Source organism: Pedobacter sp. MR2016-24 (assembly GCF_026239655.1).
GTDB lineage: Bacteria > Bacteroidota > Bacteroidia > Sphingobacteriales > Sphingobacteriaceae > Pedobacter.
On the sequence record NZ_JAPIVO010000010.1, the window covers coordinates 17,624 to 43,531 of the forward strand.

The 25,908-nt window shown below is 41.1% G+C and carries 23 protein-coding genes; 10 read left to right on the plus strand and 13 right to left on the minus strand.

Features of this window, described 5'->3' with window-relative positions:
- Positions 1-35 precede the first annotated feature (35 nt).
- Genes OQX62_RS24735 through OQX62_RS24750 form a run of 4 tightly spaced genes read right to left on the minus strand, consistent with a single transcriptional unit; the run spans position 36 to position 7,066 of the window.
- Positions 36-263 (minus strand): hypothetical protein, encoded by a 228-nt coding sequence (locus OQX62_RS24735; RefSeq protein WP_265834356.1) that lies wholly within the window; start codon positions 261-263, stop codon positions 36-38.
- Complete coding sequence (locus tag OQX62_RS24740; protein WP_265834357.1) at positions 264-2,627, minus strand: M14 family zinc carboxypeptidase; 2,364 nt, start codon at positions 2,625-2,627, stop codon at positions 264-266. It lies immediately after the preceding gene.
- Between the two features lie 26 nt (positions 2,628-2,653).
- Entirely contained in the window at positions 2,654-4,000 is a 1,347-nt protein-coding gene (locus OQX62_RS24745) for a RagB/SusD family nutrient uptake outer membrane protein (protein WP_265834359.1), read from the minus strand.
- 18 nt (positions 4,001-4,018) lie between these two features.
- Positions 4,019-7,066, minus strand: coding sequence for a SusC/RagA family TonB-linked outer membrane protein (locus OQX62_RS24750; RefSeq protein ID WP_265834360.1), 3,048 nt, complete (start codon positions 7,064-7,066; stop codon positions 4,019-4,021).
- Positions 7,067-7,634: 568 nt separating this feature from the next.
- Here OQX62_RS24750 and OQX62_RS24755 point away from each other — a divergent pair.
- The 3 genes from OQX62_RS24755 (at position 7,635) to OQX62_RS24765 (ending at position 11,343) form a co-directional block, all read left to right on the plus strand.
- Complete coding sequence (locus tag OQX62_RS24755; protein WP_265834361.1) at positions 7,635-8,507, plus strand: ABC transporter ATP-binding protein; 873 nt, start codon at positions 7,635-7,637, stop codon at positions 8,505-8,507.
- A 2-nt stretch (positions 8,508-8,509) separates the two neighbouring features.
- Complete coding sequence (locus OQX62_RS24760) at positions 8,510-10,087, plus strand: hypothetical protein (protein ID WP_265834362.1); 1,578 nt, start codon at positions 8,510-8,512, stop codon at positions 10,085-10,087.
- Between the two features lie 140 nt (positions 10,088-10,227).
- On the plus strand, positions 10,228-11,343 hold the full coding sequence (locus OQX62_RS24765) for an acyltransferase family protein (protein ID WP_265834363.1): 1,116 nt from the start codon (positions 10,228-10,230) through the stop codon (positions 11,341-11,343).
- Between the two features lie 25 nt (positions 11,344-11,368).
- Here OQX62_RS24765 and OQX62_RS24770 read toward each other — a convergent pair whose 3' ends face one another.
- On the minus strand, positions 11,369-11,719 hold the full coding sequence (locus OQX62_RS24770; RefSeq protein WP_265834364.1) for a hypothetical protein: 351 nt from the start codon (positions 11,717-11,719) through the stop codon (positions 11,369-11,371).
- 315 nt (positions 11,720-12,034) lie between these two features.
- On the opposite strand from OQX62_RS24770, the gene OQX62_RS24775 reads away from it, so the two are divergent.
- Complete coding sequence (locus OQX62_RS24775; protein ID WP_265834365.1) at positions 12,035-13,612, plus strand: Na+/H+ antiporter; 1,578 nt, start codon at positions 12,035-12,037, stop codon at positions 13,610-13,612.
- 14 nt (positions 13,613-13,626) lie between these two features.
- Here the strand turns inward: OQX62_RS24775 and OQX62_RS24780 are convergent, their stop codons facing one another.
- The 4 genes from OQX62_RS24780 to OQX62_RS24795 all read right to left on the minus strand — a co-directional run bounded on the left by OQX62_RS24780 (position 13,627) and on the right by OQX62_RS24795 (position 17,948).
- On the minus strand, positions 13,627-13,857 hold the full coding sequence (locus OQX62_RS24780; protein WP_265834366.1) for a hypothetical protein: 231 nt from the start codon (positions 13,855-13,857) through the stop codon (positions 13,627-13,629).
- Positions 13,858-13,947: 90 nt separating this feature from the next.
- Positions 13,948-15,519, minus strand: coding sequence for a DHA2 family efflux MFS transporter permease subunit (locus OQX62_RS24785; protein ID WP_265834367.1), 1,572 nt, complete (start codon positions 15,517-15,519; stop codon positions 13,948-13,950).
- Positions 15,520-15,521: 2 nt separating this feature from the next.
- Positions 15,522-16,601: an HlyD family secretion protein gene (locus OQX62_RS24790; RefSeq protein ID WP_265834368.1), complete on the minus strand. Its 1,080-nt coding sequence runs from the start codon at positions 16,599-16,601 to the stop codon at positions 15,522-15,524.
- A gap of 30 nt (positions 16,602-16,631) precedes the next feature.
- Positions 16,632-17,948 (minus strand): TolC family protein, encoded by a 1,317-nt coding sequence (locus OQX62_RS24795; RefSeq protein WP_265834369.1) that lies wholly within the window; start codon positions 17,946-17,948, stop codon positions 16,632-16,634.
- A gap of 151 nt (positions 17,949-18,099) precedes the next feature.
- Here OQX62_RS24795 and OQX62_RS24800 point away from each other — a divergent pair, with 151 nt between their 5' ends.
- The 4 genes from OQX62_RS24800 to OQX62_RS24815 all read left to right on the plus strand — a co-directional run bounded on the left by OQX62_RS24800 (position 18,100) and on the right by OQX62_RS24815 (position 21,188).
- Positions 18,100-18,600, plus strand: a complete 501-nt coding sequence (locus OQX62_RS24800; RefSeq protein ID WP_265834370.1) for a MarR family winged helix-turn-helix transcriptional regulator — start codon at positions 18,100-18,102, stop codon at positions 18,598-18,600.
- A gap of 91 nt (positions 18,601-18,691) precedes the next feature.
- Positions 18,692-19,120, plus strand: a complete 429-nt coding sequence (locus OQX62_RS24805; protein ID WP_265834371.1) for a hypothetical protein — start codon at positions 18,692-18,694, stop codon at positions 19,118-19,120.
- Positions 19,121-19,265: 145 nt separating this feature from the next.
- Positions 19,266-20,765, plus strand: a complete 1,500-nt coding sequence (locus OQX62_RS24810) for a M28 family peptidase (RefSeq protein ID WP_265834373.1) — start codon at positions 19,266-19,268, stop codon at positions 20,763-20,765.
- 159 nt (positions 20,766-20,924) lie between these two features.
- Positions 20,925-21,188 carry a DUF3072 domain-containing protein gene (locus OQX62_RS24815; RefSeq protein ID WP_265834374.1) on the plus strand — a complete coding sequence of 88 codons (264 nt, stop codon included), beginning with the start codon at positions 20,925-20,927 and terminating at the stop codon, positions 21,186-21,188.
- A gap of 59 nt (positions 21,189-21,247) precedes the next feature.
- Here the strand turns inward: OQX62_RS24815 and OQX62_RS24820 are convergent, their stop codons facing one another.
- The 4 genes from OQX62_RS24820 to OQX62_RS24835 form a co-directional block, all read right to left on the minus strand.
- A complete protein-coding gene (locus OQX62_RS24820; protein ID WP_265834376.1) occupies positions 21,248-21,682 on the minus strand; it encodes a carboxymuconolactone decarboxylase family protein in 435 nt (144 codons plus the stop codon).
- 84 nt (positions 21,683-21,766) lie between these two features.
- Complete coding sequence (locus OQX62_RS24825; protein WP_265834377.1) at positions 21,767-22,336, minus strand: Crp/Fnr family transcriptional regulator; 570 nt, start codon at positions 22,334-22,336, stop codon at positions 21,767-21,769.
- 72 nt (positions 22,337-22,408) lie between these two features.
- Positions 22,409-23,023 carry a DUF4142 domain-containing protein gene (locus tag OQX62_RS24830; RefSeq protein WP_265834378.1) on the minus strand — a complete coding sequence of 205 codons (615 nt, stop codon included), beginning with the start codon at positions 23,021-23,023 and terminating at the stop codon, positions 22,409-22,411.
- Between the two features lie 63 nt (positions 23,024-23,086).
- On the minus strand, positions 23,087-23,410 hold the full coding sequence (locus OQX62_RS24835) for a hypothetical protein (protein ID WP_265834379.1): 324 nt from the start codon (positions 23,408-23,410) through the stop codon (positions 23,087-23,089).
- 352 nt (positions 23,411-23,762) lie between these two features.
- Between OQX62_RS24835 and OQX62_RS24840 the strand changes: the two genes are divergently transcribed.
- Positions 23,763-24,833, plus strand: coding sequence for an ATP-binding protein (locus tag OQX62_RS24840; protein WP_265834380.1), 1,071 nt, complete (start codon positions 23,763-23,765; stop codon positions 24,831-24,833).
- A 264-nt stretch (positions 24,834-25,097) separates the two neighbouring features.
- A complete protein-coding gene (locus OQX62_RS24845) occupies positions 25,098-25,904 on the plus strand; it encodes an alpha/beta fold hydrolase (RefSeq protein ID WP_265834381.1) in 807 nt (268 codons plus the stop codon).
- The last annotated feature ends 4 nt before the right edge of the window (positions 25,905-25,908 follow it).

Genomic DNA, 25,908 nt, shown 5'->3' on the forward strand with positions numbered 1-25,908 from the left:
AAACACGATAGATTCTTGTGGTATCACAGCTTAACTCACTCTTCTTCGTACTGCCGGCCTTCACCTGTAGAGATCTGGCTGCCGAAGAAAATAGCGTTCAGAAACAAACGATCTGTACCATGCCAGTAGTGCCTGTAATTAGGGTCTTCGGCAAATAAAACTACAATACCGCTGCCAGCAGAAGAGACCAGTATTGAAGCACTATTGCTAATTTTACCGATATTAGGTTTGGAAACATAACCGCTGATATATGACTTAGGCAACTACTGGGCAACAGTAGCATACTTGTCTTTACTGGGTTGAAGGATAGTATTACCAGTTTTAGTAAAAAAGATTTTGCGGTTGTTCAGACCAAATGCAATGGGATTGGTCAGATCTATATCCGCCAGGAAAATCCCTCCATTGATCCGTTTAGCTGTTTCAGTTTCGGCTTTGACCACATAATCAATACGGGATGGACCATTACCCGCTTTTTTAGCTGCGGCACTATCTGCATAGAGTTTCTCTTTAACCAGATTTTCTTTGATGGCCCATTCTGACGCGCTTTTGAAAGTGATCAGTGTACCGCCATTGTTAACCCATTCCCTGATCTTTTCTGTGCCGGCTTTACCCAACTCGCTGTAATTTCCCGAGACCAGTACCAGTGTTGTATACCGGGATAAATTGAAACGACCGAGGCTGGATACATCGAGTTTTGTTACGGGCAGATTTAAATGGTCATTCAGCAAAAACCAGACTTCACCGGCCTCTCCGGCAGCAACGCCCGTACCGGTAAGCAAAGCAACTTCAGGTTTGCCAACAGCCCTGATATTATTACTGCCTAAATCTATTCCCTGCAGACTGAATCCTGTATGAGTACCCGAAATCCTGATCTTTGTATTTGCTGCAGCTTGTTGAATGACGCGATAGAGACTGTCGGCATTGATGTCCTGTGCTGCGACAGGGATCACCAATGATCCATAACTGAAGCCTTGTTTACCATTGGTGGTGTTCGCTGTAAAAGGTTTATAGGCAGCTTTAACTCTAACACCACGACCTTGTAAAAAGTAAAGCGCTTTAGAGGCATTGTAATCTGACCAGTCTACCAGATAGGCATAAGCTGACTTTGTGATTGCCGGTAAAGTCTCCAGCGTATCTGCAAAAGTTACTTCCCGACCTAAAGAAGGGGCTGATTTTAATTTGGCATATTGAATGCCATAAGCATGCACTACCGACCAGGACGTATTATCATAAAATGCACTATCTGCTAATTTCGCTGTTTCTTCAAACAGAGAATGGACAATTCTGAAATTAGGTTGCACTGCGGGCACGACAAATGCTTTTCCTTTTTCAAATTTTTTTCCTTCGATGGTTACATCGCCGGAAATGTGATATACTTTCAAATGATGGGTTAATACGAGATCAAGCAATTTACGGGTGAGGGTTTCATCTCGGCTGTCACCAAAAATAAACGCTTTATCAGGATTTGCCCTTCCCTGGGTTAAGGCCGACTGGAAAAACTCTTTCTGGAGTTTAAACAGGTTCAGTTTCTCGGCCACAGCACCTCTTAGCGTAGACAATCCACTGGTCACATGATTTCTGATGGTAAAAGGAAAAGTCACTAAACCGTTAGCACTTTCCTGCACAATGCCTCTGGAACCACCCTGCTCAAAGGTAACACCTACAGCACCAAAGAAGTCAGGGTAAGTGGAACCGTATATTGGAGATAGATTATCAAAAGCTTCTTTCGTGAAATAAAGGGAGCCTATTTTATCTAAAGCGTCAGCGTGGTATTTAGCCAGCGTAGCATTGAAATCATAAGATGCTTTTGGGAGAATAGGACTTTCATGCCCCGCCGGGGTAGGCTCAAAATAATAAGTACTGCCGGTACCCATCTCGTGAAAATCAATATGCACATTAGGATACCACTGATGAAAAAACTGAAGCCTGTTTTTACTTTCAATCTGGCTCACGCTTAACCAATCGCGGTTTAGATCTGTAAAATAGTGGTTCACCCTACCTGCAGGCCATTGTTCAATATGTTCCCTGTCTGCCGGGTCTGCTACGGCCGGAAAAGACTTATAAGCATTATGCCAGTTCGCTGCCCTGTCTCTCCCGTCGGGATTAAGAGAAGGTTCTATCAATACCACCGCTTCCTGAAGCCATTTTGTAGTCTCCGGATTCTGGTTGGCAGCAAGGTAATAAGCCGTAAGCAAACTGGCTTCGCCACTGGAAGTTTCATTTCCATGCACACTATATCCGAGCAAAACGACTACCGGAGCAGCGTTTCCCAGGATCGCTTTTGACGGATCTGTTAATGTAATATGTTCTTTCCTGATCTCTTCCAGTCTGGAATAATTCCCGGGAGCGGTGATCGTAGCGATGATCTGCGATCTCTCCTCATAAGTTTTCCCGATTACTTGTATATGAACCCTGTCAGACAATCTTTCCAGCTCTTTAAAATAAGAGATAATCTGATCATGACGGGTATAATGTGAACCTATAGGATAACCCAGAAATTGTTCCGGAGTAGGGATTTTAGGATCGAAGGTTCCGGAGTTAGGAAAAAAATAATTTTGCTGTGCCTTTACGGTTGTAGTCAGTACGGATAAAACAGCAAATAACAGTGGTAATTTAAAGATTTTCATATCAATTGTTTAACTATAAGAATGAATTAATAACCTGGGTTTTGTACTACATCCGGGTCTGATAATATATCTGAGTAAGGGATTGGAAATAACCAGTAATTGGTATTGGTCAGTCCCAGAGCAACACCTGCCTGTCTGGTACGTACCAGGTCAAACCAGCGATGGGCTTCGAACGCAAACTCTATACTGTTTTCGTCAGCAATAGCTTGTAAAACCTGTGCCTGAGTACCAGTTAGCAGCTGCCCAACCTGTGCCCTTCTCCTAATAGCATTCAAATCTTCCAGAGCACCTGTAAGGTTGTTCTGCTGTGCCCTTGCTTCGGCCCTGATGAGATAAAGTTCTGCAATACGGATCACGTAAGATGGATCGATACTTACACCTGAAGTGTTGTAAAGTACACCATATACTGTAGTGCCCGAACCGGCAATCAAACTGTTTCTTGTTCCTCCAATAGCAGGATTGTTAACTTTGGCAATGAAAGCATCTGATGGTTTAAGTGTAAACTGGCCACCGGATGAACTTGGATACCATAAATTCCAGAATGTATTTCTATCATTAGCAGAGAAGGTTAACTCAAAAACAGATTCAGTGCTTAAAAATGGACTGGTAAAAAATGATTTATAGTTGCTCACCAATGCAAATTTGGTATTGTTGATCACCTGTGTAGCATAACTTTCTGCTTCTGCCCAGTTTTCACGGTACAGATTTAATCTTGCCCGTAAAGCTCTGGCAGTACTTTTCTGTGCACGGTTACGGGTAATTGCATCGTCAGCAGGCAACAACTCTTCGGCCCTGACCAGATCTGCCAGCACCTGATCATAGGTTTGTGCGAGTGTACTGCGCTTAACTCCTTTCAAACCATCTACCGTCACCGTTGGAGTAAGTTGTAACTGTACCCCTCCCCAACCGCGTCCCAGGTCAAAGTACCCAAGTGCACGGATAAAATAAGCTTCGCCAAGAATTTTATTCTTCTCTTCGGGTTTCAACAGAGGATCACTCACTGCAGGCAGTCCGGCAATGACGCTGTTAGCAGAATTAATGGTACTGTATATTTTCTGATAGGCAGAAACAGTAATCACATTATCTGTCGGAACAGCATTCTGATCCAGCTGTAGATACTGACTTAATGTGCCATTGAAAATTACATTATCAGCAGTGATGGTTCCCAGCGTGGGATAGTCGGCCGCATAATAACTTTGCAACCCATCATAGGCACCGAGTATCGCGGCCCTCGCAGTACCGAGATCAGTAATTGCAGTTTCAGTTGGGATGGCATTGTTTGGTTTTTCATCGAGATATTTCTTGCAGGAGCTGACTGATAACAGCAGGATAAGCGAATAAGTGGCAGCAATATATTTATTAAGATGTTTCATAATCGTCTGTTTTTGAAATTAAAAGGTTACGCTGAGGCCGGCTTGAATAGTTCTTGGCTGAGGAACCGTAGCCCAGTCATAACCCGCTGTGTTCTGGTTGCTTCCTTGTGAACTGACTTCCGGATCAAGGCCGGAATAATGAGTGAAGGTGAGCAGGTTTGATCCGGTGATATATACCCTTGCTCTGCTGATTCCTAATTTAGCGGTGGTTAATGCCGGAATGGTATAACCCAGCGTAACGTTCTTTAAGCGGATAAAGGAACCGTCTTCCATGTATCGGGTACTTAGACTGGCCACGTTGCCACCGTAGTTATTAGCAGATCCGCCGTTTACTGTCGGGTCGCCGCTGTAAGTAGTCAAACGTGGAATATCGGTCTCGTCTCCTGCCTTTTGCCAACGTTCCAATTGTCGCGGCACAAAGCCGATATTGCTTTGTGTACCACCATGTACCAGGAAGAAATCCTTCATATTCATGATTTTGTTCCCCTGCTGGAAGTAGAAGAAGAAGTTAAAGTCAAAATCTTTATATTTCAATGTATTAGTTATACCTCCCGTGTATTTAGGTAAGGCATTACCCACAATCTGCCTGTCGGCCGATGTGATCTTGCCATCACCGTTCACATCTTCATACACTGCATTACCAGTCTGTGAATCCACATATAATTGTTTATACAACTGGAAAGAGTTCACAGCATACCCTTGTCTTGAAATAGAGATATTCCTTCCTGATGCACCCTGTGCAATGTCTGATGCCAGCTTTTCGATTTTGTTGTTGTTCTTCGAGATATTGAAATTGGTAGACCAGCTAAAGTTTTTGGTCTCCACATTGACAGAGTTGATGCTCAATTCTAATCCTTTGTTCCTTACCGCTCCATAATTCTGTAACAGATAAGCAAAACCTGAACGATTGGGCACCGGAACATTCAGGAGCAAATCGTAAGTGTATTTGTTATAATAATCTAAGTTCACGCTCAACCTGCTCTTTAAGATTGAAAATTCCGTACCCAAATCAATTTGACGGGTGGTTTCCCAGGTAAGATCAGGATTAGCTAATTGTGAAGGTGCTGTACCTGCATTTTCAAGATAGTTGTAGCCGGCCGACCATAAGCCGAGCGCTGCATAGTCGCCTATTCCGTTCTGGTTACCGGATAAACCTGCACTGACCCTGAATTTCAGCTCATCGAAAATACCCAGACTGGATATAAACTCTTCCTGCCCTGCTCTCCAGGTAAATCCACCAGAAGGAAAATAGCCCCACTGTTTATTCTTTCCGAACTTTGAGGAAGCATCGGCTCTTAAACTTCCATCCAGCGTGTATTTGTTATCATAAGTATAACTGGCTTTACCGAAGAATGAAACCAGTTTATTTCTGGAACGATAAGAAGATCCCGAACGGATAGCCGCATCAGCAATAGAAGTAAGGTCGTTCGTTGCGAAACCTGTCCCGGAAGCGCTGGTTCCCTGAGAAAGGTTAGTATTCAAAGTATTCCCCACCAGTGCATTGATGTTGTGCTTTTTATTTCCACCGAAAGACTTGATATAGGTTAAGACCTGTTCATTGATCAGACCCAGATTTTTACTCTCATAAGAATTTGCGGAACCGTTGGAAGCAATACCAGCACTGATCAGCGTATTGTTATAATTGTTCTCATACATACTATTGTTATCAATACTCCAGCTGCTCCGTAATTTCAACTCTGGTAGTAGCGTATATTCTGCAAAGAGATTCCCAATCGTACGCCAGCCCACCGCATCGTTATTCAAATTTTCTATTAAAGCGATATGATTGTCAAAACTGCCGTAACGGGCATAAGTACCATCTGCATTATAAATAGGCAGGTAAGACCTGGGAAAGATAGCGGAGTTGATTACTCCCGTAGGATTATTATCACTGCCACTCACATTTCTCCAGGTACGGCTGAAGTTGAAGCTGGTTCCTAATTTCAGTTTATCAGTAAGGTTATTATCGTAATTGAAGCGGCCGGTATAGCGTTCAAAATCAGATGGTTTAACGATCGACTGTTGTTTAAGATAACCAATACCGGTATAATAAGTGCTTTTCTCTGATCCACCGTTAGCAGAGATTTCATAATTGGTAGTTTTGGCCGTACGGAACAGGCCACTGATACGATCGTAAGTTGCCAGCGACTCAGGATTAGGAAATGGCAGCACTACAGTAGAAAGGTCACGCCCCTGATCTTTAGCAGTATTCAGCACCGCTTCGTTTGCCAGAATTGCCGTTTCCGGACCTGTTGTACTTTCAAATTTTTTGGCAGCTTCCGACCAGCCCTGATAGGTACTCACATTTATTTTAGCTTTACTGTTTAGCTTTCCACGTTTGGTTGTCACAATCACCACCCCGTTTGCACCCAAAGAGCCGTAGATAGCCGTAGCGTTTGCATCTTTAAGTATCACCAGTGATTCTATATCTGACGGATTGATGTCTGCCAGCGGATTTGATGCTGCCTGATTACCCAAACCGGTTTTGATTTGATTCACACTGCTTACAAAAATTCCATCTATAACGTATAAGGGCTCTACAGAAGCGTTTATTGAGTTGTTCCCCCTGATACGAAAAGTGATTCCACCACCCGGTGTACCTGAATTAGAAGACACCTGAACACCTGTAGCCTTGCCCTGCACCAGCTGATTAAAGCCAGAGCCAGCTACATCTTTAAGCTCATCTCCTTTTAAAGTACTAATTGATCCGGCAATGAACTTCCGCTCTTGTGTACTGTAACCGGTAACCACTACCTCGGTAAGTTCCTGCAGGTCTGCCGCCAGTTTTACTTCGATAGAACTGCCACTTACATTGATTGTTTGTGACAGATAGCCTATGTAAGAAAAGTGAAGACTTTTTTCATTCTGTGGAACTGTAAGACTGAATTCTCCTTTGTTATTGGTAATAGTGCCTTTAATTCCGGTATTTAACTTTACGCTCACTCCGGGTATAGGTTTATTATCTGTTTTATCAACCACCCTACCAGTGATTGCTCTTTCCTGGGCATGAATCCGCAGGGAAATAAACAGGAGCATGAAAATGAGTTGTAGTAATTTTAGTTTCATCTAGTTGTATTTTATTGTTGTTTAAATGTTTGATGGAGCTGTTGGTGTTTGTTTAAATGTGGGTCAAAGCCTTTTAGGATCGTTTTAATACTGCCAGCTTCGTCATCTTCAGAGAGAATTCAGGCAATAGAATTCCAGGGCCATTAAATTGGCCTGTTTATAAATTTTTTATAAAAGGATTTAGCTTAGTAAAACGTACCCTAGGGAGGGGTTCTTACTAATTACAACATCGCATGAGCGATTGCTGATCATTGCATACTTGGGCTGTCTGCATTTCTAAAAAAACCCATATCAAAGGCTGGGTAATTTTTGATTGTTTTTTTAAGAGGTTCATTCCGGTTGATTTAGTGCTTGTATCAGAACACAAACATAACACATTTAATTAAATACTACTAATTTAGTAGTATTTAATTAAATGTGTTAGCGCTCTTGTCTCATTTTGCACTAGAATTGATCCCTGCAACGTTCCCACGGCCAAAATTATCATCTGCAAGAAATTTACAATCTTTTATTTACGCGGGTGTAACTTATAGATAATCATAAGGTCTGAATGTGAAAGACGCTCAGAATGACATTAGAAATCAAAGGACTGACTAAACAATATAATTCTCAAAAAACTGGTTTATCGGATTATTCCATTACTATTGACAAAGGCATTTTAGGTTTATTAGGCCCCAATGGAGCCGGAAAATCTACCCTTATGAAGATCATTGCCACGATCAGCAAACCTACAAAAGGCAGCGTATTTTTAGATGGGAAAGACATTGTAAGCAACCCTGATTTCATCAGGAAAATATTAGGTTACCTGCCGCAGGATTTTGGTGTTTACCCCAATTTAAATGCTTATGAATTTCTTACTTATATCGCTGCGATGAAAGGTGTGGGTGGTAAAGGTTTACGCCAGCGTATTGATATGCTTCTGGAGGGCGTTAATCTTACAGCCGATGCAAAAATGCCTATTGGCACTTATTCTGGCGGTATGAAACAACGTATTGGCATCGCGCAGGCACTGTTGAATGATCCTAAGGTACTCATATTTGACGAACCCACGGTAGGCTTAGATCCTGAAGAAAGGGTTAGGTTCAGACAGCTGATTGCCGAGCTGGCTAACGATTGTATTATTATCCTTTCTTCCCACATCGTGTCAGACATAGAAACAATCGCCGATGAGGTAGCTATTATGCAAAGCGGAAAACTAATCACTAAGGGTGATCAGCAGGATATCATCAGGCAGGCCATGGGTCAGATCTATGAAGTAGTATTAAATCACAATGAGGTTGGCGACTTCAAAATGCGTTACAAGGTGATTGATACCAGTCGTCAGAACGACCGCATGAGGGTACGGTATATTAATAAGGATACTGAGACCGTACCTGGCTCCACCGCCATTAGTGCCACTCTGGAAGATGCCTACCTGTTATTAACCTTAAACAACGCCTGATCATGTCATACATTTTAAGCATTGTGAAGGCCGATTACCTGCAGCGTACACGCAGTTATGCTTTCCTGATCGCCCTTGCTGTCACTATTTATGTGGCTTATTTATTTGTGCCTCCCCATCATGCAATGTACAGTACATTAAGTGCAACCGGTTTTAAAGGTGCCTATAACTCTGCCTGGATAGGTTATGTTTCGGCCTTAATGACTACTGTCATGCTTTCCTTTTACGGCTTTTTACTGGTCAATAATAGCATTAAAAAAGATATTGATACCGAGGTTGGATTAATTATCGCAACTACACCGATTAGTAATTTTACTTATTTGCTCAGTAAACAGCTGAGTAATTATCTGGTGCTGTGTACGATAGTGGTTTGCACGTTTTTGGTGAGCTTAGTGATGTTTTACGTGCGTGGGGCGGGCTATTCTTTTATATTGTCTGACTTTATATTGCCTTATCTTTTTTTCGCCTTTCCTGCTTTGTTTGTTGTAGCTGCTTTAGCTGTAGTCGCAGAAGTTTTTTTAGGCAAGCGCAATGTCCTCCAGTTTATTACCTACTTTTTTTTATGTGGGATCGTGATGTCGCAGATTGCTACTAAAGGGAATGACATTCCCACTGGTTTCAATGATCCCTTTGGATTAAGTTTAGTCACATCCAGCGTCAAAAACCATATCAATACAACATATCATCAGGATATAAAGCAGTTATCCTTTGGTTTTATATTCAGTCCGCAAAAACCTTTCAAAATATTTACCTGGAACGGAATTGACTGGACAGGAATTTTCATTTTTAGCCGACTGGTATGGATGACCTTCGCGTTAGGATTAGTTTATTTCTCTTCCTTTTTTTTCCACCGATTTGATTTTAAACAGGTAGTACGAAAGAAAAAAAAGCTGATGAAACAGTTTCAGGAAAACCAGGAATCTATCATAAGTTCCGGTGGAATAAATACCGCGTCATTACCTCCTATAGTTACGAATTACAGCATTTCTCCCTTCATCAAAACGGAGTTATTATTAATGCTGAGACATGGGAATAAATGGGTTTGGCTATTGAATGCCTGTTTGTGGGTGGCAATGTTCCTGGTTCCCTATACTATTGCTTACTCCTATTTACTACCTATATTGTTGTTTTTACAGGTAAAACGCTGGTCGGACTTAACTACGAAAGAAAAAACCAACCGCCTGCATTATTTTACTTACGCCTCTTACCGGCCTTTAATTCGTATGCTTCCGGCACAAATTCTGGCGGGAATACTATTAGCGATTGTATTGTCCCTACCCTTAATGCTGCGTAGTGTTTTTCTGCTAAATATTGCCGCAGTCCTGAATATCATGAATGGCGCAGTGTTAATTGTTTTACTTGCCACGACGCTGGGTATTGTAAGCGGAAGCAGTAAATTGTATGAGATATTCTTCTTTTTATTGACTTATTGTGTGTTGAACAAGCTTCCCGTGACAGATTATCTGGGTAGTATGCATCATGGTAATGAACATACTTTAACCTTCATTATCCTGGGGATAAATATAATCCTGGCAGCGACCGGATTTTTAGTGAGGAGTTACCAAACGAGGCATTTATAAAAGAGTATTGCAGGTCCGTTCGAATTAAATTGAGACAAAACGAGGAGAGTTTGAACCATAGTGTATAACTGTATTTGATTTTATCCTGTTTCTTTGCAAAGCGCTTATTTGATCAATAAGAACACGAACCAAATATACACATGAACGCATTAGCACCGATTCCGACACTTTTAAAGACTAAACAACACTTCGAAATTTTAGATGGGCTCAGGGGTGTAGCCGCTGTTGCGGTAGTCATCTTTCATTTTATGGAATTTGTCACTCCGGATTACCATGATAATTTTATTGCGCACAGTTATCTGGCAGTCGACTTCTTTTTTTGTCTGTCGGGTTTCGTAATTGCCTTTGCGTATGACAATAAAGTAGAAAAAACCGGGGTTATTCAGTTTATTAAATTACGACTGATCCGCCTCCATCCTCTTGTAGTTACCGGCGCTTTAATAGGATTGCTGACTTTCGTTTTCGATCCTTATAGTAAACTACAGGAAGCCTACAGTGCCATTCAGACTTTGCTTATGTTTTTATCTTCCTGTCTGCTGATTCCTTATCCGGTTGTACACGAACGTTATTTTAATCTTTTCCATTTCAATCCACCTACCTGGTCTTTATTTTGGGAATATATTGCCAATATACTGTACGCATTATTACTTTTTAAGCTAAAAAACAGCATATTGTGGATTTTAACCCTAATAGCCGCAGCAGCGCTCTCCTACGAATCTTACCGCTCAGGATATTTGGGTGTAGGCTGGGGCGGAGATAACTTTATTGGTGGAGGCAGCAGAATTTTTTATTCATTTTTAGCGGGGATGCTGGTTTACCGCTCCAACTGGATCATCAGGACCCGCCTCGGTTTTGTACCTATCGCCGTATTGCTGATTCTTGCTTTTTTGGTCCCCTATGCTGAGCAAACTAACACAATAGCAGACCCACTACTGGTGATTTTCTATTTTCCTTTTCTGATTGCCCTTGGTGCCGGTGCTCAATTGAGATCAACATTCGTTAAAATATGCAGGTTTTTAGGAGATATTTCCTATCCATTGTATATGATTCATTATCCTTTCCTCTGGATGTATCTAAGCTATGTTGAAGTAATAAAGCCTCCGATGAGCCTGATGGCTCTTCAGGTTCCTATCGGCGTTTCGCTTTTAATCGGATTAGCCTATATCATTATGCTTTATTTGGATATTCCCGTTCGTAAATACATGAAAAGCAGATATAAACGGGAATACCCGCAAGAGAAATCAGTAACTCACTAACCTGATCTGGATATATGGTAGCTGATTAATCTCTTTTAAAGATCAGCATATTTTGGTAATCCTGCTCGTAGCGTGTAGTAGTTTCGATTTTGGATAGCTCTAAAGTAATTTTGGCCAGATGATAACCTACAGTATCAAAGTTAGCAGACATATCGCTAGTCAGTTTATTTAACTGAGCTTGCATCGTTTTGGATGATGCTTCTACCTGATCCAGTCGTTCATCCATCTGATCAAATCTCGCATCCATTTGATCGAGCCTTACTTCAATCTTATCTAACCTCGCATCCATCTGATCGAGCCTTGCTTCAATCTTATCCAACCGCTCCTCTACTTTTGTAAAACTTGCCTCAATACTCCGAAATCGTTCTTCGACCACCTTAAAAAGAGAAATGATACTCTTTTGGTTACTTTCGCACAATTCAAACAGAGCCTTAACATTATCTACGAGAGCTGAAACCGTAATTTACAGTTTCGTAATTTTTAAATTTAATTCTTCCATATCACTAAATTATTTATCAAAAGTAAAAATTACAACAAAATAAAAACAGATAAAAGATCATAATTATAAATTAACATTCGTGATAAAGAAATACAAGCAAAGGATTAGCATGATGAAATTGATATAAAACTGTTTGAATTTCGCTACGCAGAAAATTTTACAATGCATATCTTAGGGACTTAGTAAAATTACATGCTCGAAGATTTTCCATTTTACCTGGGGCTAATTGTGGCCATCGTATTACTCATCATGCTGGCCAACAAAATTAAAGTAGCTTATCCGGTGCTTTTAGTGCTGGCCGGTCTGGCCATTAGTTTTGTACCTGGTATACCCGCGGTTCATATAGATCCTGAACTGATCTTTGTCATCTTTCTTCCACCCTTATTATATGAAGCTTCCTGGGCAATTTCCTGGAAAGAGCTGTGGAGATGGAGGCGCATTATCAGCAGCTTTGCATTTATTGTAGTATTTCTAACTGCACTTTCTACCGCTTTTGTAGCCAATCATTTCATACCGGGCTTTTCGCTGGCGCTTGGCTTTTTATTGGGTGGCATCGTTTCACCTCCTGATGCGGTAAGTGCAGGAGCCATACTCAAATTTGTAAAAGTACCAAAACGAATGTCTTCTATTCTGGAAGGTGAAAGCCTGCTAAATGACGCTTCATCATTGATCATCTTCCGTTTTGCATTTATAGCTGTGGCTACAGGACAGTTTATCTGGCAGGATGCCGCATTAAGTTTTTCATGGATGCTGTTCGGCGGCGCAGGAATCGGTCTCGGAATCGGATTGATTTTCATGAAGACGCATAAATACCTACCCACAGATACCAATACAGATACAGCACTCAGCATTGTAACGCCTTACCTGATGTATATTGTCGCAGAAGAATTTCATACTTCGGGCGTTCTGGCAGTAGTTTGCGGCGGACTCTTTTTATCTTATAAAAGGCACTTCTTCCTCAACAGCAGTTCCCGGCTCAGGGGAATTAATGTTTGGGAAAGTTTAACTTTTGTGATGAACGGGCTGGTTTTTATGCTTATCGGATTGGACCTGCCGGAAATTACCGCAGGATTAGGTGATACAAGCATCAACGCTGCTATTGGTTACGGTTTATTGATCACTGCTGTATTGATTATAGGGAGAATACTCTCCGCATATGGCGCTGTGATCGTCACACTCATTGCCAGAAATTTCATCACTGTGGCAGACAGCAGAAACCCGGGATTCAAAGTGCCGCTGATTCTGGGCTGGACAGGAATGCGGGGAGTTGTATCTCTTGCCGCAGCCTTATCAATCCCGGTTCACCTGGATAATGGTGTACCTTTTCCGCAGCGCAACTTAATTCTGTTCATCACATTTATTGTCATCTTATCTACTTTGTTGTTACAAGGACTGACGTTGCCTTACCTGATTAAAAAAATTGGTCTGCCTGATGTTGATCACGCTACAATCTCTGAAGAAGAAGAAGATCAGCAGCTGACCAGACAGCTGACGGGTTACGCCTTATCCTATCTTAAATCCAACTACGAGGAAGAACTCAACAACCAGCCTTTTCTTCAGCAGGTTGCGCGTAAATGGGAAGATAAAAGTCGTTCAACCGATCAAATAGTACTAGCCGAAGAAGCCAGAACCATTTATCTGGACGTCCTGGATCAGCAACGGAAATGGCTGCTGAATAAAAATAGTGAAGAAGCAACCTTGAATGAGGAGATTATACGCAAACATTTAAAGTACCTCGACCTGGAAGAAGAAAGACTGCTATTCCTATAAAGACCGGCGTAAATTTAATCCATAAATACACCCATTACTGCAGCACTTATACCCAATTGATGGAAGCGGGCAGTCAGTTCCGTGCTTATATTATTACTCGCGGACAAGCGCAGCACCTTATCGGAGTCGCCCAAATCAATAGTCCAGTCGATAACTCCTGCGAACTTACCCACAGTTGATGAAATATGTTCCAGGTCGTACGGAGTATTAATTACTGTTGAAATGATAATGATAAATCGCGACATGTTGTTCAGGAGTGTTTGATATGAATACGTAATATTTAAAACAGAGGATGAATTAAAGGGAGGTGTTTTTTGCCTCCCTTGCTATTTTTATTAATGGCCTCCCTCTACTGTAAGGACTTCTCCTTTTTTTATCCTGGCGAAAAATACCAAAGGCAGGATAACTGCACAGATAATACCTATCATCATAAAACCTTCGCTATAAGCTATCATTGATGATTGCACATTGAGTGTCCCATCCATAATTCCCATAGCCATTTGTTTTGCCTGTGCAGCAGATTTACCGCCCGACATTAATTGTGCAGTTAACTGATGCATCCGCTCTTTGGCTGCAGGATTATACAATGATACGTTAGACATCAGATCTGCCCGATGTGCAGCAATCCTCCTGGTTACATAAGTATTAATTAAGGCCAGCCCGATAGATCCGCCCAGCAGCTGAAGCATATTGGACAATCCTGACGCCTGTGCAATATCTTTACCTTTTAGTCCTGCCAGCGTAAGACTGGCGGCCGGGACGAAAATAAATCCGAATCCAACGCCTCTGATCAACTGCGGCCAAAGGAAATCCCACTCTCCTGCCATTGGTGTAGCCAAACGGTAAGAGATATATTCGTATAAAATCACCATTGCAAAACCGAAAACGAGTAATATTTTAGGACTCACCCCTTTTTTTATCAGCGCTCCATTCAGTCCCATCAGCATACCGGTAAGAAAAGCACCGGGCAAAATCAACAGTCCCGTTCGAGTAGCATTCCAGCCCAGAAATCCCTGTACAAATACCGGATACAAAAATACTGAGCAATAAATAGCTAAACCAAAAGCAAAGCGCAATGCTGAGCCGACAGCCACATTTCTATTCCGCAGCACCCTGATATCCACTACAGGATTTTTTGCTTTCAGCTCCCGCAAGATGAACAAAACGATACCACCTATAGCCAAAATCAGGGAGATGATAATAAAATTACTCGCAAACCAGTCTTTCCGCTCTCCTTCCTCCAATAACAGTTGTAAACTTCCTACCCCCACAATCAGTGCGAGAATACCCCAGTAATCTACCTTCCCGACCAGTTTTTTACTGGCCCCTTTGATATACTTCCAGGAAAGAATTGCGGCAACGATTCCAACGGGAATATTCACATAAAATATCCAGCTCCAGGAATAGTTATCTGTGAGATATCCACCTAATACCGGACCTAAAGTTGGTCCCATTACAATACCTGCACCAAATATTCCATTTGCCTTATCCAGTTCTTCTGGCGGAAATGTTTCTACCAGCACTGTTTGTGCCGTTGCCAGTAATGCACCCCCACCTATTCCCTGTATAAAACGCCAGAACACTAAGGTCCAGATTGATCCGGAAAATCCGCACATAAAAGAGGCGATAGTAAAGAGAATAATGGAGGCTGTAAAATAATTTCTCCTCCCAAACAAATCACCCAAAAATCCAGTCAGTGGGATAATAATGATATTTGATATTGCATAAGCCGTAATTACCCATGCCGTTTCTTCTACGGTGGCGCCCAGGTTACCTGCAATCTGCCGGGTGGCCACATTTACAATAGAGGTATCAATCAGTTCCATAATGGCACAGGTAATCACAGTAATGGTGATCAGCCATTTTCTGGCCCCTACTTCATAGGTAGCTTTTGCTTCCGCTTCCATATTTACTTCGTCTCCACCTTAGCATAAACACTCATTCCAGTACGAAGTGGATAATTTTTACTGCTATGCGCCGGCATTACAATTTTAACAGGTACCCGCTGCGTAACTTTAACAAAATTGCCCGTGGCATTATCTGCCGGCAGAAAGGAGAATTTTGCTCCTGTAGCTTGTGCAATAGATTCTATTTTCCCTGTAAAAGTAGTATCAGAGTAAGCATCTACTTCGATTTCAACTTCCTGACCAACACGCATATTTTTAAGCTGTGTTTCCTTGAAATTAGCAATCACCCATACTTTTTTATTATTGGCAACTGCCATCAGTGGTTCTCCGATGGCCACTACCTGCCCTATCTGCACATTCTTTTTAGAAACAATACCATCCGAAGGTGCAACAATAGTACAATAAGATAGCTGCAGTTTGGCCGCATTCAGTTTAACCTGAGCCTCTTTAACTCCCAGTTGCGCCAGACTAATATTTTCACCGGTATTGGACACCTGCGTCCGGGTATTTGCAATTTGCAGTTTGCTGGCATCAATTTGCTTTAACAATGCATTGCGCTGACCAATTGCGGCCTGCAGTTTTGCTACCGCATCTGCCTGATCTGCTTTGACCTGGTCAAACTGCTGCTGTGTAGCCGATTTTTGCGCCAAAAGCTGCGCATAACGTTCCATATTCTTTTCAGCTACGGTTAAACGGGCTTTCGCAGATTCAATAGCAGCATTTGATGACGCTAAATTGGCAGATACAGCATAAGAGCTGGCGGTTACATTAGAAACATTTACGTTTGCTGATGTCTGGTTGTTCCCTGCCAGGGTTACATTTTTACTGGCCTGCAGTAAGGCAATTTCTGCTTGTTCTACTGCGATTTTAAATGTGGCCGTATCCAGGACAATTAAAGTATCCCCTTTTTTAACCGGTTGATTATCGGTAACCCGGATCGCAATTACAGTACTGTTGATCTTGGGTATAACTGGACTAATATCTGCTTCCAGCTGTGCATTATCAGTTCCCTCACCTGAGCACCCTATAAAAATTGCAGGTACAAAAATAAATAGTAACAGCTTTTGTATTGATTTTTTCATGATCTTATATTATCGTTTAATAGTATTGAATTAATTGGCAATCTCGCCTGTTGATTTGAGTAGTTTTTGATAAGCCAGTCCCGCATTTGCCTTAGATGTAGCCACATTAAGCTGGGCTTGCAACAACGCAGTATTAGCGGTAAGAAAGTCTGTTGGAGTGGTGGTCTGTGCATTGAGCCGGTTTTGTTCTACTCTGTAGTTTTCTGCAGCCTGTTCCAGTTCTGTTTGCACCAATGCCAATTTCTCTATCGTTTTTTTATAGTCCAGATAACAGGTATTTACTTCCCGCTGGATCTGTTCTCTGGCTAACTGCAGCTGCTCATCCAGCTGAGTGGATGCCAGTCTGCTTTCGCTAACGCGCGATTGATTGGTATAGAAAGAAGATATTTTCCAGGAAAGGCTAAGTCCGGCAAGTGCCGAATAATTGAACTGGTTAACATTCGGAATCATCCGCTGATTAGGCTTATCATAATTATAACTTCCAATTAAGTTTAGCATGGGAAAATAATCTGCCTTCGCTGCTTTGATCCGGTAGCCAGCTGCATCACTCCTCAGTTTAAAACTTTTAAATTCGGGCCTTGCCGACATAGCGGCATCCATATAAGTTTGCAGCGATGTGATGGATGTTGCAGGCTGAATATAATTGTCAGGAATCTCAACCACTGTATTCGGATCTATACCTGTCAGGATACAGATATTGTAGTTCAGGCTACCCGAAAGTGCTGAAATATCAGCAAGACTGGAGCGCAGATTGGTAACCGACAAATCAATTTTCAGCACATCATTCTCCAGCACAATTCCCTGTAAACGAAAGGTCTCTACGTCATCTCTTTTTTTACGTAGCGTCTCAATGTTTGCCATGATTATCTTCTCCGACGCCCTGGTATTATAGAGGTTAAACCATAAATCTATCATCTGCTGATCCAACACCAACATGCTTTTCTGATAGTCAGACCTGCCAGCTGCGGCCTCTTTCTGCAAGGCCTTTGTACTGTTCCTTGCTCTTCCACCATTGTAAAGGAGCTGCGTCAGCTGTATCGCGTTGTAGGACTGGTTCAGGATTTGGGGATTGATTTGAAAAGAGGCGTCAGGCAAACTGATAGTGAATGGTACAATGTTATTGCTCAGGCGCTGAAAGGTTGAATTGATAACGAGCTGAGGCAATTTGCTGGCTGAGGACTGAGCGACATGGCTGCTGCTGATCAGATACTGTATACTATCCGCTTTTAATTGACTGCTATGACTCCGCGCAAGCGTAAGCGCATCTTTTAAGGATAAAACTCTCGCTTCCTGAGCCATGGAAAAAGCGGGCAGTAACAGGAGAAACGGGATTATTCTCAGGTACATTTTTTTTTCTGTTGAAAACATGCTAATGATTGGGTTATATTTGAAAAAGTTGTTTTAAAGCGGACACGTTAATTTGTAAGCGCACAACAAAAGTAAACAATGATTACTAAATAGTAAGCATTGTTTACTTTATTTATTTTAACTTTGACCTATGAGCGACGAGAGTAGTAATATTGACGAGCAACTGAGAGCATATAAAAATCTTGATGAAAAGAACTGGCAGCGAATTATTTATCAGCTGCGGAGACATATGGATATCTGGGCTCAAAAGACCGTTAAACCTTCCTGGGGACAAATGAAATTGTCTTACTGGCCTGTCATCTGTAATATTGATGTAGAGGGTACCACAGCGTCGGAGATAGGCCGTAAATCGATGGTCATTAAACAAACCATGAGTCGCACGCTCAAGGAATTGGAAGAAAAAGGGATGATTATCAGCAAGGTCAACGAAAAGGATAAACGAAGTGAATGCCTGGAATTAACACCTACTGGCAAACGTCTGGTGCTGGATGCCAATATTGAGCTGTCAAAAACAATGACGAAGTATAAAGAACTTGTAGGAGAAAAAGACCTGGATACCACCGTAAATGTGCTGAACAAAATTATTGCGTATCATGAAAGCCTTAATTTGGAAGATGACCACGATTCGTAAATAAAAGAAAGAAAATCAGACACTATCCACTGTAATACAATGTTTTATAATTTATTTTTTACTATTTTAGTTATATAAATTATTCGCTATTATGGAAACATTGAATCATTATTCCAAAACGCAGCATATCTTCCGGATACTATTGGGATGCCTGCTTATTTTTACCGGAACCGGACACGTTACCTTTGTACGCACTGATTTTCTTGCACAGGTACCGGAGTGGATACCGCTTCAGGACAACCTCGTTGTATTGTTGTCAGGCATTGTGGAGATTGCAATAGGACTTTCTCTGCTCCTGCTCACGCGTTATCGTGTAGCCGTGGGATGGGTGGCCGCTATCTTTTTTATCGCTATATTTCCGGGCAACTATGCACAATATGCAAATCATGTTGATGCGTTCGGACTGAATAGTGATGCACTCAGGTTAACACGATTGTTCCTGCACCCATTGCTGGTCATCTGGCCACTATGGAGTTGCGGTTCATGGGCAGCATTACGCAGATCCAGACAGCAGCTATAAATACAATTCAGCGTTTCACTCAACACGAGCTTTTCCAATCAGTATCGCTTACCTCATTAGATAAAGAAAATGATGGCGAATTTGTAGTCAGATATTTTTTCGTAAAATTGCCTGAATATTTACCGCATAGCCCATTCCAAAAATCATGAAAAAATTCGTCAGATTCCTGTTATTAATTACTTGTGTGGCCAGCCTGCCTGATTTATCTGCTACAGCACAAACAGCGCCGGCAAAAGGGCTGGCAGCTATTAAAGAAACTGAGCTGAAAAATGACTTATATACTTTTGCCGGCGATGGCTTCAGGGGACGGGAATTCTGTTCGCCAGATGAGTTGAGGGCCGCAGTTTGGCTTGCAGACCAAATGCGCGCAACAGGGATGAAACCTGCAGGTAATGACGGCACATTTTTTCAGTTCTTTGACGTACAAAGAGATCGCGTATCGGCATTAAGCACCATTAAAATCGGTGATATACAACTGGAACTCTGGAAAGACATTTTAACCATTGAGCCTTTGCAGGCAACTATTGATGCCAGTATTGTTTATATAGGCAAAGGAACAGATGAAGCAATTGAAGCAGCAAACCTGGAGGGAAAAGTAGTCGCATTAATTCCTACTTATGACGGTCTTGATCTCAATGTCGCTTTTCCTGAGACAAGATTCATGCAAAGGCTGGTAACCTTGAAATACAGGAATCTTTTGTATAATAAAAAAATAAAAGGGCTCATCTTCGTGGCCAGCGATGAGTTTACGAAAAATGGCTGGAAAGAGCATGTGCATGTACGTTTCGAGAGAGGTGCCTACAAACTGAACAATGGTGGTAAAATGATTTTGCCGAAACCGGCGGTAATTCCGGCATTCTGGATGTTGGATAAAGATCTTGCTCTTTTTAATAATAATCCCCGCTTCAATGCAAACATCATTACTGAATCTTTTTTGTATCCATCGGTAAATGTAATCGGAAAAATAGAGGGTACTGATCAGCAATTAAAAGCGGAAAACGTGCTGGTCACCAGCCATATCGATCATATGGGTGTAAGAGAAACACAACAGGGCGATTCGATTTATAACGGAGCGGACGACAATGGAAGTGCTGTTGTAGCTATGCTTGCTATAGGGAGAGCTTACCATGCAGTTCCTGCTAAAAGGTCACAGTTGTTTATCTCATTTGGATCTGAGGAGCCTTATTTATTCGGATCGAATTATTATACCTTACATCCAACAGTAAAAAAGGAAAGTATTGTTGCTGTCTTAAATGCCGATCTGATTGGCAGAAATACGATTGACAGTGCAGCGATATTAGGTACAAGGGGCGCCAATAACACTTCTGTACTTTTAACAAAAATGGCGCTGGAAGCCAATAATGAAGGACCAAAATTTAAGCTTGATTCTGTTTGGGACAACCCAAACCACAAAGAAGGATTTTTATACAGAAGTGATCATGCCCCCTTTCTGAAACAGGGGATTCCGGCAGTATTTTACACAACGTTACTACATCCTGATTATCATACCCCAAAGGATGATCCTGAACATATCGACTATAAAAAACTGAGAAAAGTAACTGAATGGATGTATCGCACATCCTGGAAAGTATCCAATTCAGGAATAAGACCGGTAATCAATCCTGATTTCAAACCGAAGCGTTAGACAAAAAACCCATTACTCATTGGCTAACGATCACAGCACAGACAAAAGTAGCTATCACGCATTAGCTAAAGACTCATTTTTTGGTTTTTCATCCAGTAAATTTAAAAAAACAATGAGAGATGCCAGGTGTTCAACATAAATACCAATATAGAAAAGCATATGATAGATCAAGAAAATGAACTGTTCGATCAACAGGAAAATAATGAGCCCTCAAACCAGAACCTGCAAGGATCAAATACGATCAAAGATCCCGATGAATGGACTACAGGAGACGAGCCAATGACCGGAGCGCAGCACTCCTATCTGAAGACACTATCGGATGAAGCAAAAGAAGAATTTGATGAAACGCTTAGTAAGTCTGAAGCATCAAAACGTATAGATGAACTGCAGCATAAAACTGGCAGGGGTCTTGAAAATAACTAATATATAAAAAGCAATCATCTTAATGGGTGATTGCTTTTTATATTTGTGGTCAGGTCCCGCTATCCAACTATTAATTTTGTAGTGATCGCAATTCTATTCCAGGCATTAATGGTTACAATTGCCATGATAATTTGCGCCAGATCATGCTCACTAAACAAACTTGCTGCTTTATTATAAGTAGAATCAGCTACATGGTTACTGATCAGCGTTACTTCTTCAGTTAAAGCTAAAACAGCTTCTTCCTCTTTCGTAAATAAGGTGGTTTCTCTCCAGGCATTTAAAAGATAAAGACGCTGCTCTGTTTCGCCAATTTTGCGGGCATCTGCAGCATGCATATTTAAACAGAAGGCGCAGCCATTTATTTGTGATGCTCTCATTTTAATCAGCTCTAAAAGAATTGGGTCTACTTTGCTTGTTGAAAGGTATTTTTCTAAACCAAACATGGCCTGATATGCTGCTGGTTCAACTTTTTGGATATTGATTCTGTGTTCCATTTTTTTGTTCTTTTGAATATGATGTAAAGATCCGAAACAACAGAATCAAAAAACTTAACCTGGTTTAAGAAACGATAAAGGCCACTATTTTCTGGCTCTGATCTTACTTAAAAACTCCGGCGTAAATCCTAGATAAGAGGCAAGCATATATTGTGGAATACGCTGTACAAATTCAGGAAATAAGGTATTGAAATTGGTATATCTTTCTTCAGCAGTTTGGCTGTACAGATATTTGATCCTGATCTGAGATGCCTGGTGCAGTTTCTGAAAAATCAGCCGGAAGTACTTTTCCAGTCTGGGCAGTTTTTCAAAAATTTCATCATAGTGATGATGTTCAATGACAATAACATCTGTAGCTTCAGCCGCCTGAATATAAAAGTCTGACGTCTTTTGAAACAGAAAACTGGTTAAATCTGAAATCCACCAGTTCTCGATAGCAAACTGCGTAGTTTGTTCTGCACCCTTGATGTCAATGAAATAGAGTCGCAGGCAACCCTTCACTACAAAATAATTTGCCCTGCAGGTTTCCCCTGCTTCATGCAAATAGGCTTTCTTTTTATAGGAAGAAGATTTAAGCAATGACGCAAGAATGTCCTGTTCATCAGTGCTTAAATCTATGAATCTGTTGATGTGGGCAAAAAGTGCGTTATACATTTCATTTTTATAATCAGGCTAAAATAGTCATAATTGCACCATCAAAATAATTACTCAAATACCCTTAGTTACTTATTTCTTGTTTTTATTCTGATCAAACTGCATAGAAATCTCACGCGCAGCTTTGTAATGTTTCTGTAGAACAGGTAAAATTTTTGCAGCAAATGCACTCACTGCAGTATCCGGACTTTTCGTAGCACCTTCAAATAAAGCGATATCGGTAATATGGTCTTCGACCATCATGTTGATATAATAACTGTCAAAGTTTTTTCCTGTGCTGGTATTTAGCGCGTTCAGGTGTTCCTTTTTCGCGTCAGGAAGCTCAGCCGGCAATGTAAAGCCCTTGGTTGAGGCAAGGTCACTCAATTCTGTATTTGCCGCGGTATGATCTTTTTCGATCATTGCAGCAAAATCCTTAATACTTTGCAGCGAGGCCTTCTGCTGGCCAATTTTACCCATTTCTACTTCAAGCATTCCGCCCATTGCGGCTTGTTCCAGAAACCTGTTTACCGGAGTACCGTCCTTCATGTTACTGCTGGTGTCACGTGCTGCAGAATCATGTACCATTGCATGACCGGTTGCTGTAGTATCTGTGGTATCTTTTTTCTGGTTTGAATTACAGGCCTGGGTCAGCGATGCTAAGGCCAATAAGCCAATTGGAAGTACTTTAATTTTCATTGCTTTCATCTTTATCTATTTTATCAGTTAAGCATTCCGCATCTATTGATGCAGCTTTCATATCATCAGCTATTAATTCATTGGATCCCCCTGAGTTGGCCATTTACCTTTTTTCACTCCAGTATCCGCTTTTTTAGTAACAGTTCCTGTTCCATTGGGTACATCACGAATCAGTGATCCGGTATCACTATTAACACCGGGTCCTGTTCCCGTGCCGGGTGTACCTGTATTAGTACCGCTGCTGCTTCCTGTTCCGGTACCGGGACCATTTCCGGTTCTCATGGTATTCAAGGCAGCCGTATCTGTTCCGGTTGAATCAGATGTATGCTGATCAGCTTTGCTATCATGTTCACCTGAACTACAGCCTACTGTAAAAAGCGCAGCGATTATTATCATTGTTACAGATTTAAAACTCTTCATAAGCGGTTGGATTTTAGTTTAATCTATCCTTCATACATCTGCACTTCACTTTTGTTTTTAAAGAATATAAATTGTGCCTCTAAGTGCTGTTAAGAACTATACTTTAACAAATAAAACTTAGCATGCGGTAAAGTGTCAGTTGCAATACCGGAGAAAGGGTAAAACGATAGTCCTGATCATTTTCGTTTTGCTCTAACCGACTAATTGAATTCCTAATGGCATTGAAAAATAATTCATAAAAAGACAGCTGTCAGCTTACAGTACGTTTATAATTTTTAAATTGAATATAAAAATATTTCACACCATTTAATAGTACATTTACCAAACTATGTCATCTTCCAATTATCTTCTTCATTTAGCTGAACGTTCGGGCAATCTTGCACTGGCGTACGACCTGTCGACTGGTCAGTTTAAATACATGAATCCTGCTTGTTTTTCTTTTTTCGGGTTAGAAAGTGAGGTAACGGAAGCTAGTTTGCTGTTTAGTAAAGTGCACCCGGATGATCAGGAATACGTTCTCGACAAACTGAACGCTTGTATAGATGGTAAAATAATAGATGGAGTAGAATGCAGATTTACACGCGGAAAATATCAACGCTGGTTACGGATCACACCGCACCTCATCCTTGAAAATGACGAAAAGATTTTACTGTTAGAAGCACAAGATATCACTGAATATAAAACACAGCTTGAATTGTTGAATAATCATAATATCAAGAAAAATTCTATACTTACTATTCTTGCACATGACCTTGCAGGACCTTTGGGAATCATCCAGAACCTATCAAAGTTGCTTGGACAAGAAACGCTACAGTTACAAAATGGTAAGGTTGACCGTTATATCAATATGATTACCAAAATCAGTAAAAGCAGCATTGAACTGATCCAGAATTTTCTAAACCAGGAATTTTTGGAAAGTGCGGATGTTAACCTATTTAAAAAAAGGATAGAGCTGGTCAAAAAAATCACCCTGGGCACGGAAGAATTTCTTGCTATGCAGGAAGAACTGAGGATTAATTTTTCATGCAGAGCCAGTGCAGATACGATTTACGCAGAAATAGATGAGGATAAGTTTATGCAGGTAATCAATAACCTGATCTCTAACTCCTTGAAATTTACGCCGGCCGGCGGAAAAATTGAAGTCAATATAAAAGAAAACGACAAAGATATTTTAGTTACCGTGTCTGATAATGGTATAGGCATACCTGAAAAGTTTCATGCCACGCTTTTTGATAAATTCACCGAAGCACGCAGAACCGGACTCCAGGGAGAGCGTTCAACCGGCCTGGGTATGTCTATCATCAAAACAATCATTGAGTGGCATAACGGTGAAATCTGGTTTGAAAGTAAAGAAAATGAGGGTACGACTTTCTATCTCACACTGCCGAAATATGAATAGCCCGTTTTTGCCCAATATACTTCAAAAAAAACAACGTACATAACCTGCTACCATACAGGTGGTTAATACGTATTCACATAGGGTTTATACGTGATTTATTGATATAATTGAGTTCAAAAATAGGTTAACCTACTGATTTGTAAGTCGGTTACACAAAAACAGGATTTCCGGAAAAAAAACATTTTAATCAAAAAAAACGTATCATATCAGTATAATACTATCCAAATTGTATTCACTGACATTCTCAATCCAAACAAACAAAATATGAGTAACAACCTTACTGGTGATGTTCTAGTTAGAAATAATGTAAGAATTATTGGTACTGGTACAAGAACGCTGCTATTTGCCCATGGCTTTGGCTGTGATCAAAATACCTGGCGGGCCATTATACCCGCTTTTCAGGAGAACTATCAAATCATACTGTTCGATTATGTAGGTGCCGGCAGTTCAGATTTGAGTGCTTATGATCGAAACCGTTATAATTCTCTGGAGGGATATGCGCAGGACATAGTTGATATCTGCGGGCAGCTCCACTTATCAGAAATCACATTTATAGGACATTCTGTAAGCAGTATGATAGGTTTACTTGCACTTAAACTCCAGCCCTCCATATTTGAAAAAATTGTCTTTATAGGCCCATCTCCAAGGTATATCAATGAGCCCGGTTATCATGGGGGGATAGATCAGGCAGATCTGGAAGAATTGCTGGAGGTGATGGATAGCAATTACCTGGGATGGTCTCAAATGGTAGCCCCTTCAATAATGGGAAATGCAGACCAGCCCCAGCTCGCTGAAGGTCTGGTTAAAAGTTTCTGTTCTACTGATCCGGCGATCGCAAAAGAATTTGCACGTGTTACTTTTTTATCAGATAATCGTGAGGATCTTCAGCATTTAAGAATTCCAAGTTTAACTATACAATGTAATGATGATTTCTTAACTTCATATGCCGTAGCTGAATATATCAATGAACATACGGTGAATAATCAGATCATCATGCTGGAGTCAAGCGGTCATTGTCCGCACCTCAGTGATCCTGATGGCGTAATTAAGGCGATAAAAACCTTTATTTAAGGTA

Coding starts and splice junctions, on each gene's coding strand:
- OQX62_RS24740 (WP_265834357.1), bottom strand. CDS start 2,627: ATGAAAATCTTTAAATTACCACTGTTATTTGCTGTTTTATCCGTACTG.
- OQX62_RS24745 (WP_265834359.1), bottom strand. CDS start 4,000: ATGAAACATCTTAATAAATATATTGCTGCCACTTATTCGCTTATCCTG.
- OQX62_RS24750 (WP_265834360.1), bottom strand. CDS start 7,066: ATGAAACTAAAATTACTACAACTCATTTTCATGCTCCTGTTTATTTCC.
- OQX62_RS24755 (WP_265834361.1), top strand. CDS start 7,635: ATGACATTAGAAATCAAAGGACTGACTAAACAATATAATTCTCAAAAA.
- OQX62_RS24760 (WP_265834362.1), top strand. CDS start 8,510: ATGTCATACATTTTAAGCATTGTGAAGGCCGATTACCTGCAGCGTACA.
- OQX62_RS24765 (WP_265834363.1), top strand. CDS start 10,228: ATGAACGCATTAGCACCGATTCCGACACTTTTAAAGACTAAACAACAC.
- OQX62_RS24775 (WP_265834365.1), top strand. CDS start 12,035: ATGCTCGAAGATTTTCCATTTTACCTGGGGCTAATTGTGGCCATCGTA.
- OQX62_RS24780 (WP_265834366.1), bottom strand. CDS start 13,857: ATGTCGCGATTTATCATTATCATTTCAACAGTAATTAATACTCCGTAC.
- OQX62_RS24785 (WP_265834367.1), bottom strand. CDS start 15,519: ATGGAAGCGGAAGCAAAAGCTACCTATGAAGTAGGGGCCAGAAAATGG.
- OQX62_RS24790 (WP_265834368.1), bottom strand. CDS start 16,601: ATGAAAAAATCAATACAAAAGCTGTTACTATTTATTTTTGTACCTGCA.
- OQX62_RS24795 (WP_265834369.1), bottom strand. CDS start 17,948: ATGTACCTGAGAATAATCCCGTTTCTCCTGTTACTGCCCGCTTTTTCC.
- OQX62_RS24800 (WP_265834370.1), top strand. CDS start 18,100: ATGAGCGACGAGAGTAGTAATATTGACGAGCAACTGAGAGCATATAAA.
- OQX62_RS24805 (WP_265834371.1), top strand. CDS start 18,692: ATGGAAACATTGAATCATTATTCCAAAACGCAGCATATCTTCCGGATA.
- OQX62_RS24810 (WP_265834373.1), top strand. CDS start 19,266: ATGAAAAAATTCGTCAGATTCCTGTTATTAATTACTTGTGTGGCCAGC.
- OQX62_RS24815 (WP_265834374.1), top strand. CDS start 20,925: ATGATAGATCAAGAAAATGAACTGTTCGATCAACAGGAAAATAATGAG.
- OQX62_RS24820 (WP_265834376.1), bottom strand. CDS start 21,682: ATGGAACACAGAATCAATATCCAAAAAGTTGAACCAGCAGCATATCAG.
- OQX62_RS24825 (WP_265834377.1), bottom strand. CDS start 22,336: ATGTATAACGCACTTTTTGCCCACATCAACAGATTCATAGATTTAAGC.
- OQX62_RS24830 (WP_265834378.1), bottom strand. CDS start 23,023: ATGAAAGCAATGAAAATTAAAGTACTTCCAATTGGCTTATTGGCCTTA.
- OQX62_RS24835 (WP_265834379.1), bottom strand. CDS start 23,410: ATGATAATAATCGCTGCGCTTTTTACAGTAGGCTGTAGTTCAGGTGAA.
- OQX62_RS24840 (WP_265834380.1), top strand. CDS start 23,763: ATGTCATCTTCCAATTATCTTCTTCATTTAGCTGAACGTTCGGGCAAT.
- OQX62_RS24845 (WP_265834381.1), top strand. CDS start 25,098: ATGAGTAACAACCTTACTGGTGATGTTCTAGTTAGAAATAATGTAAGA.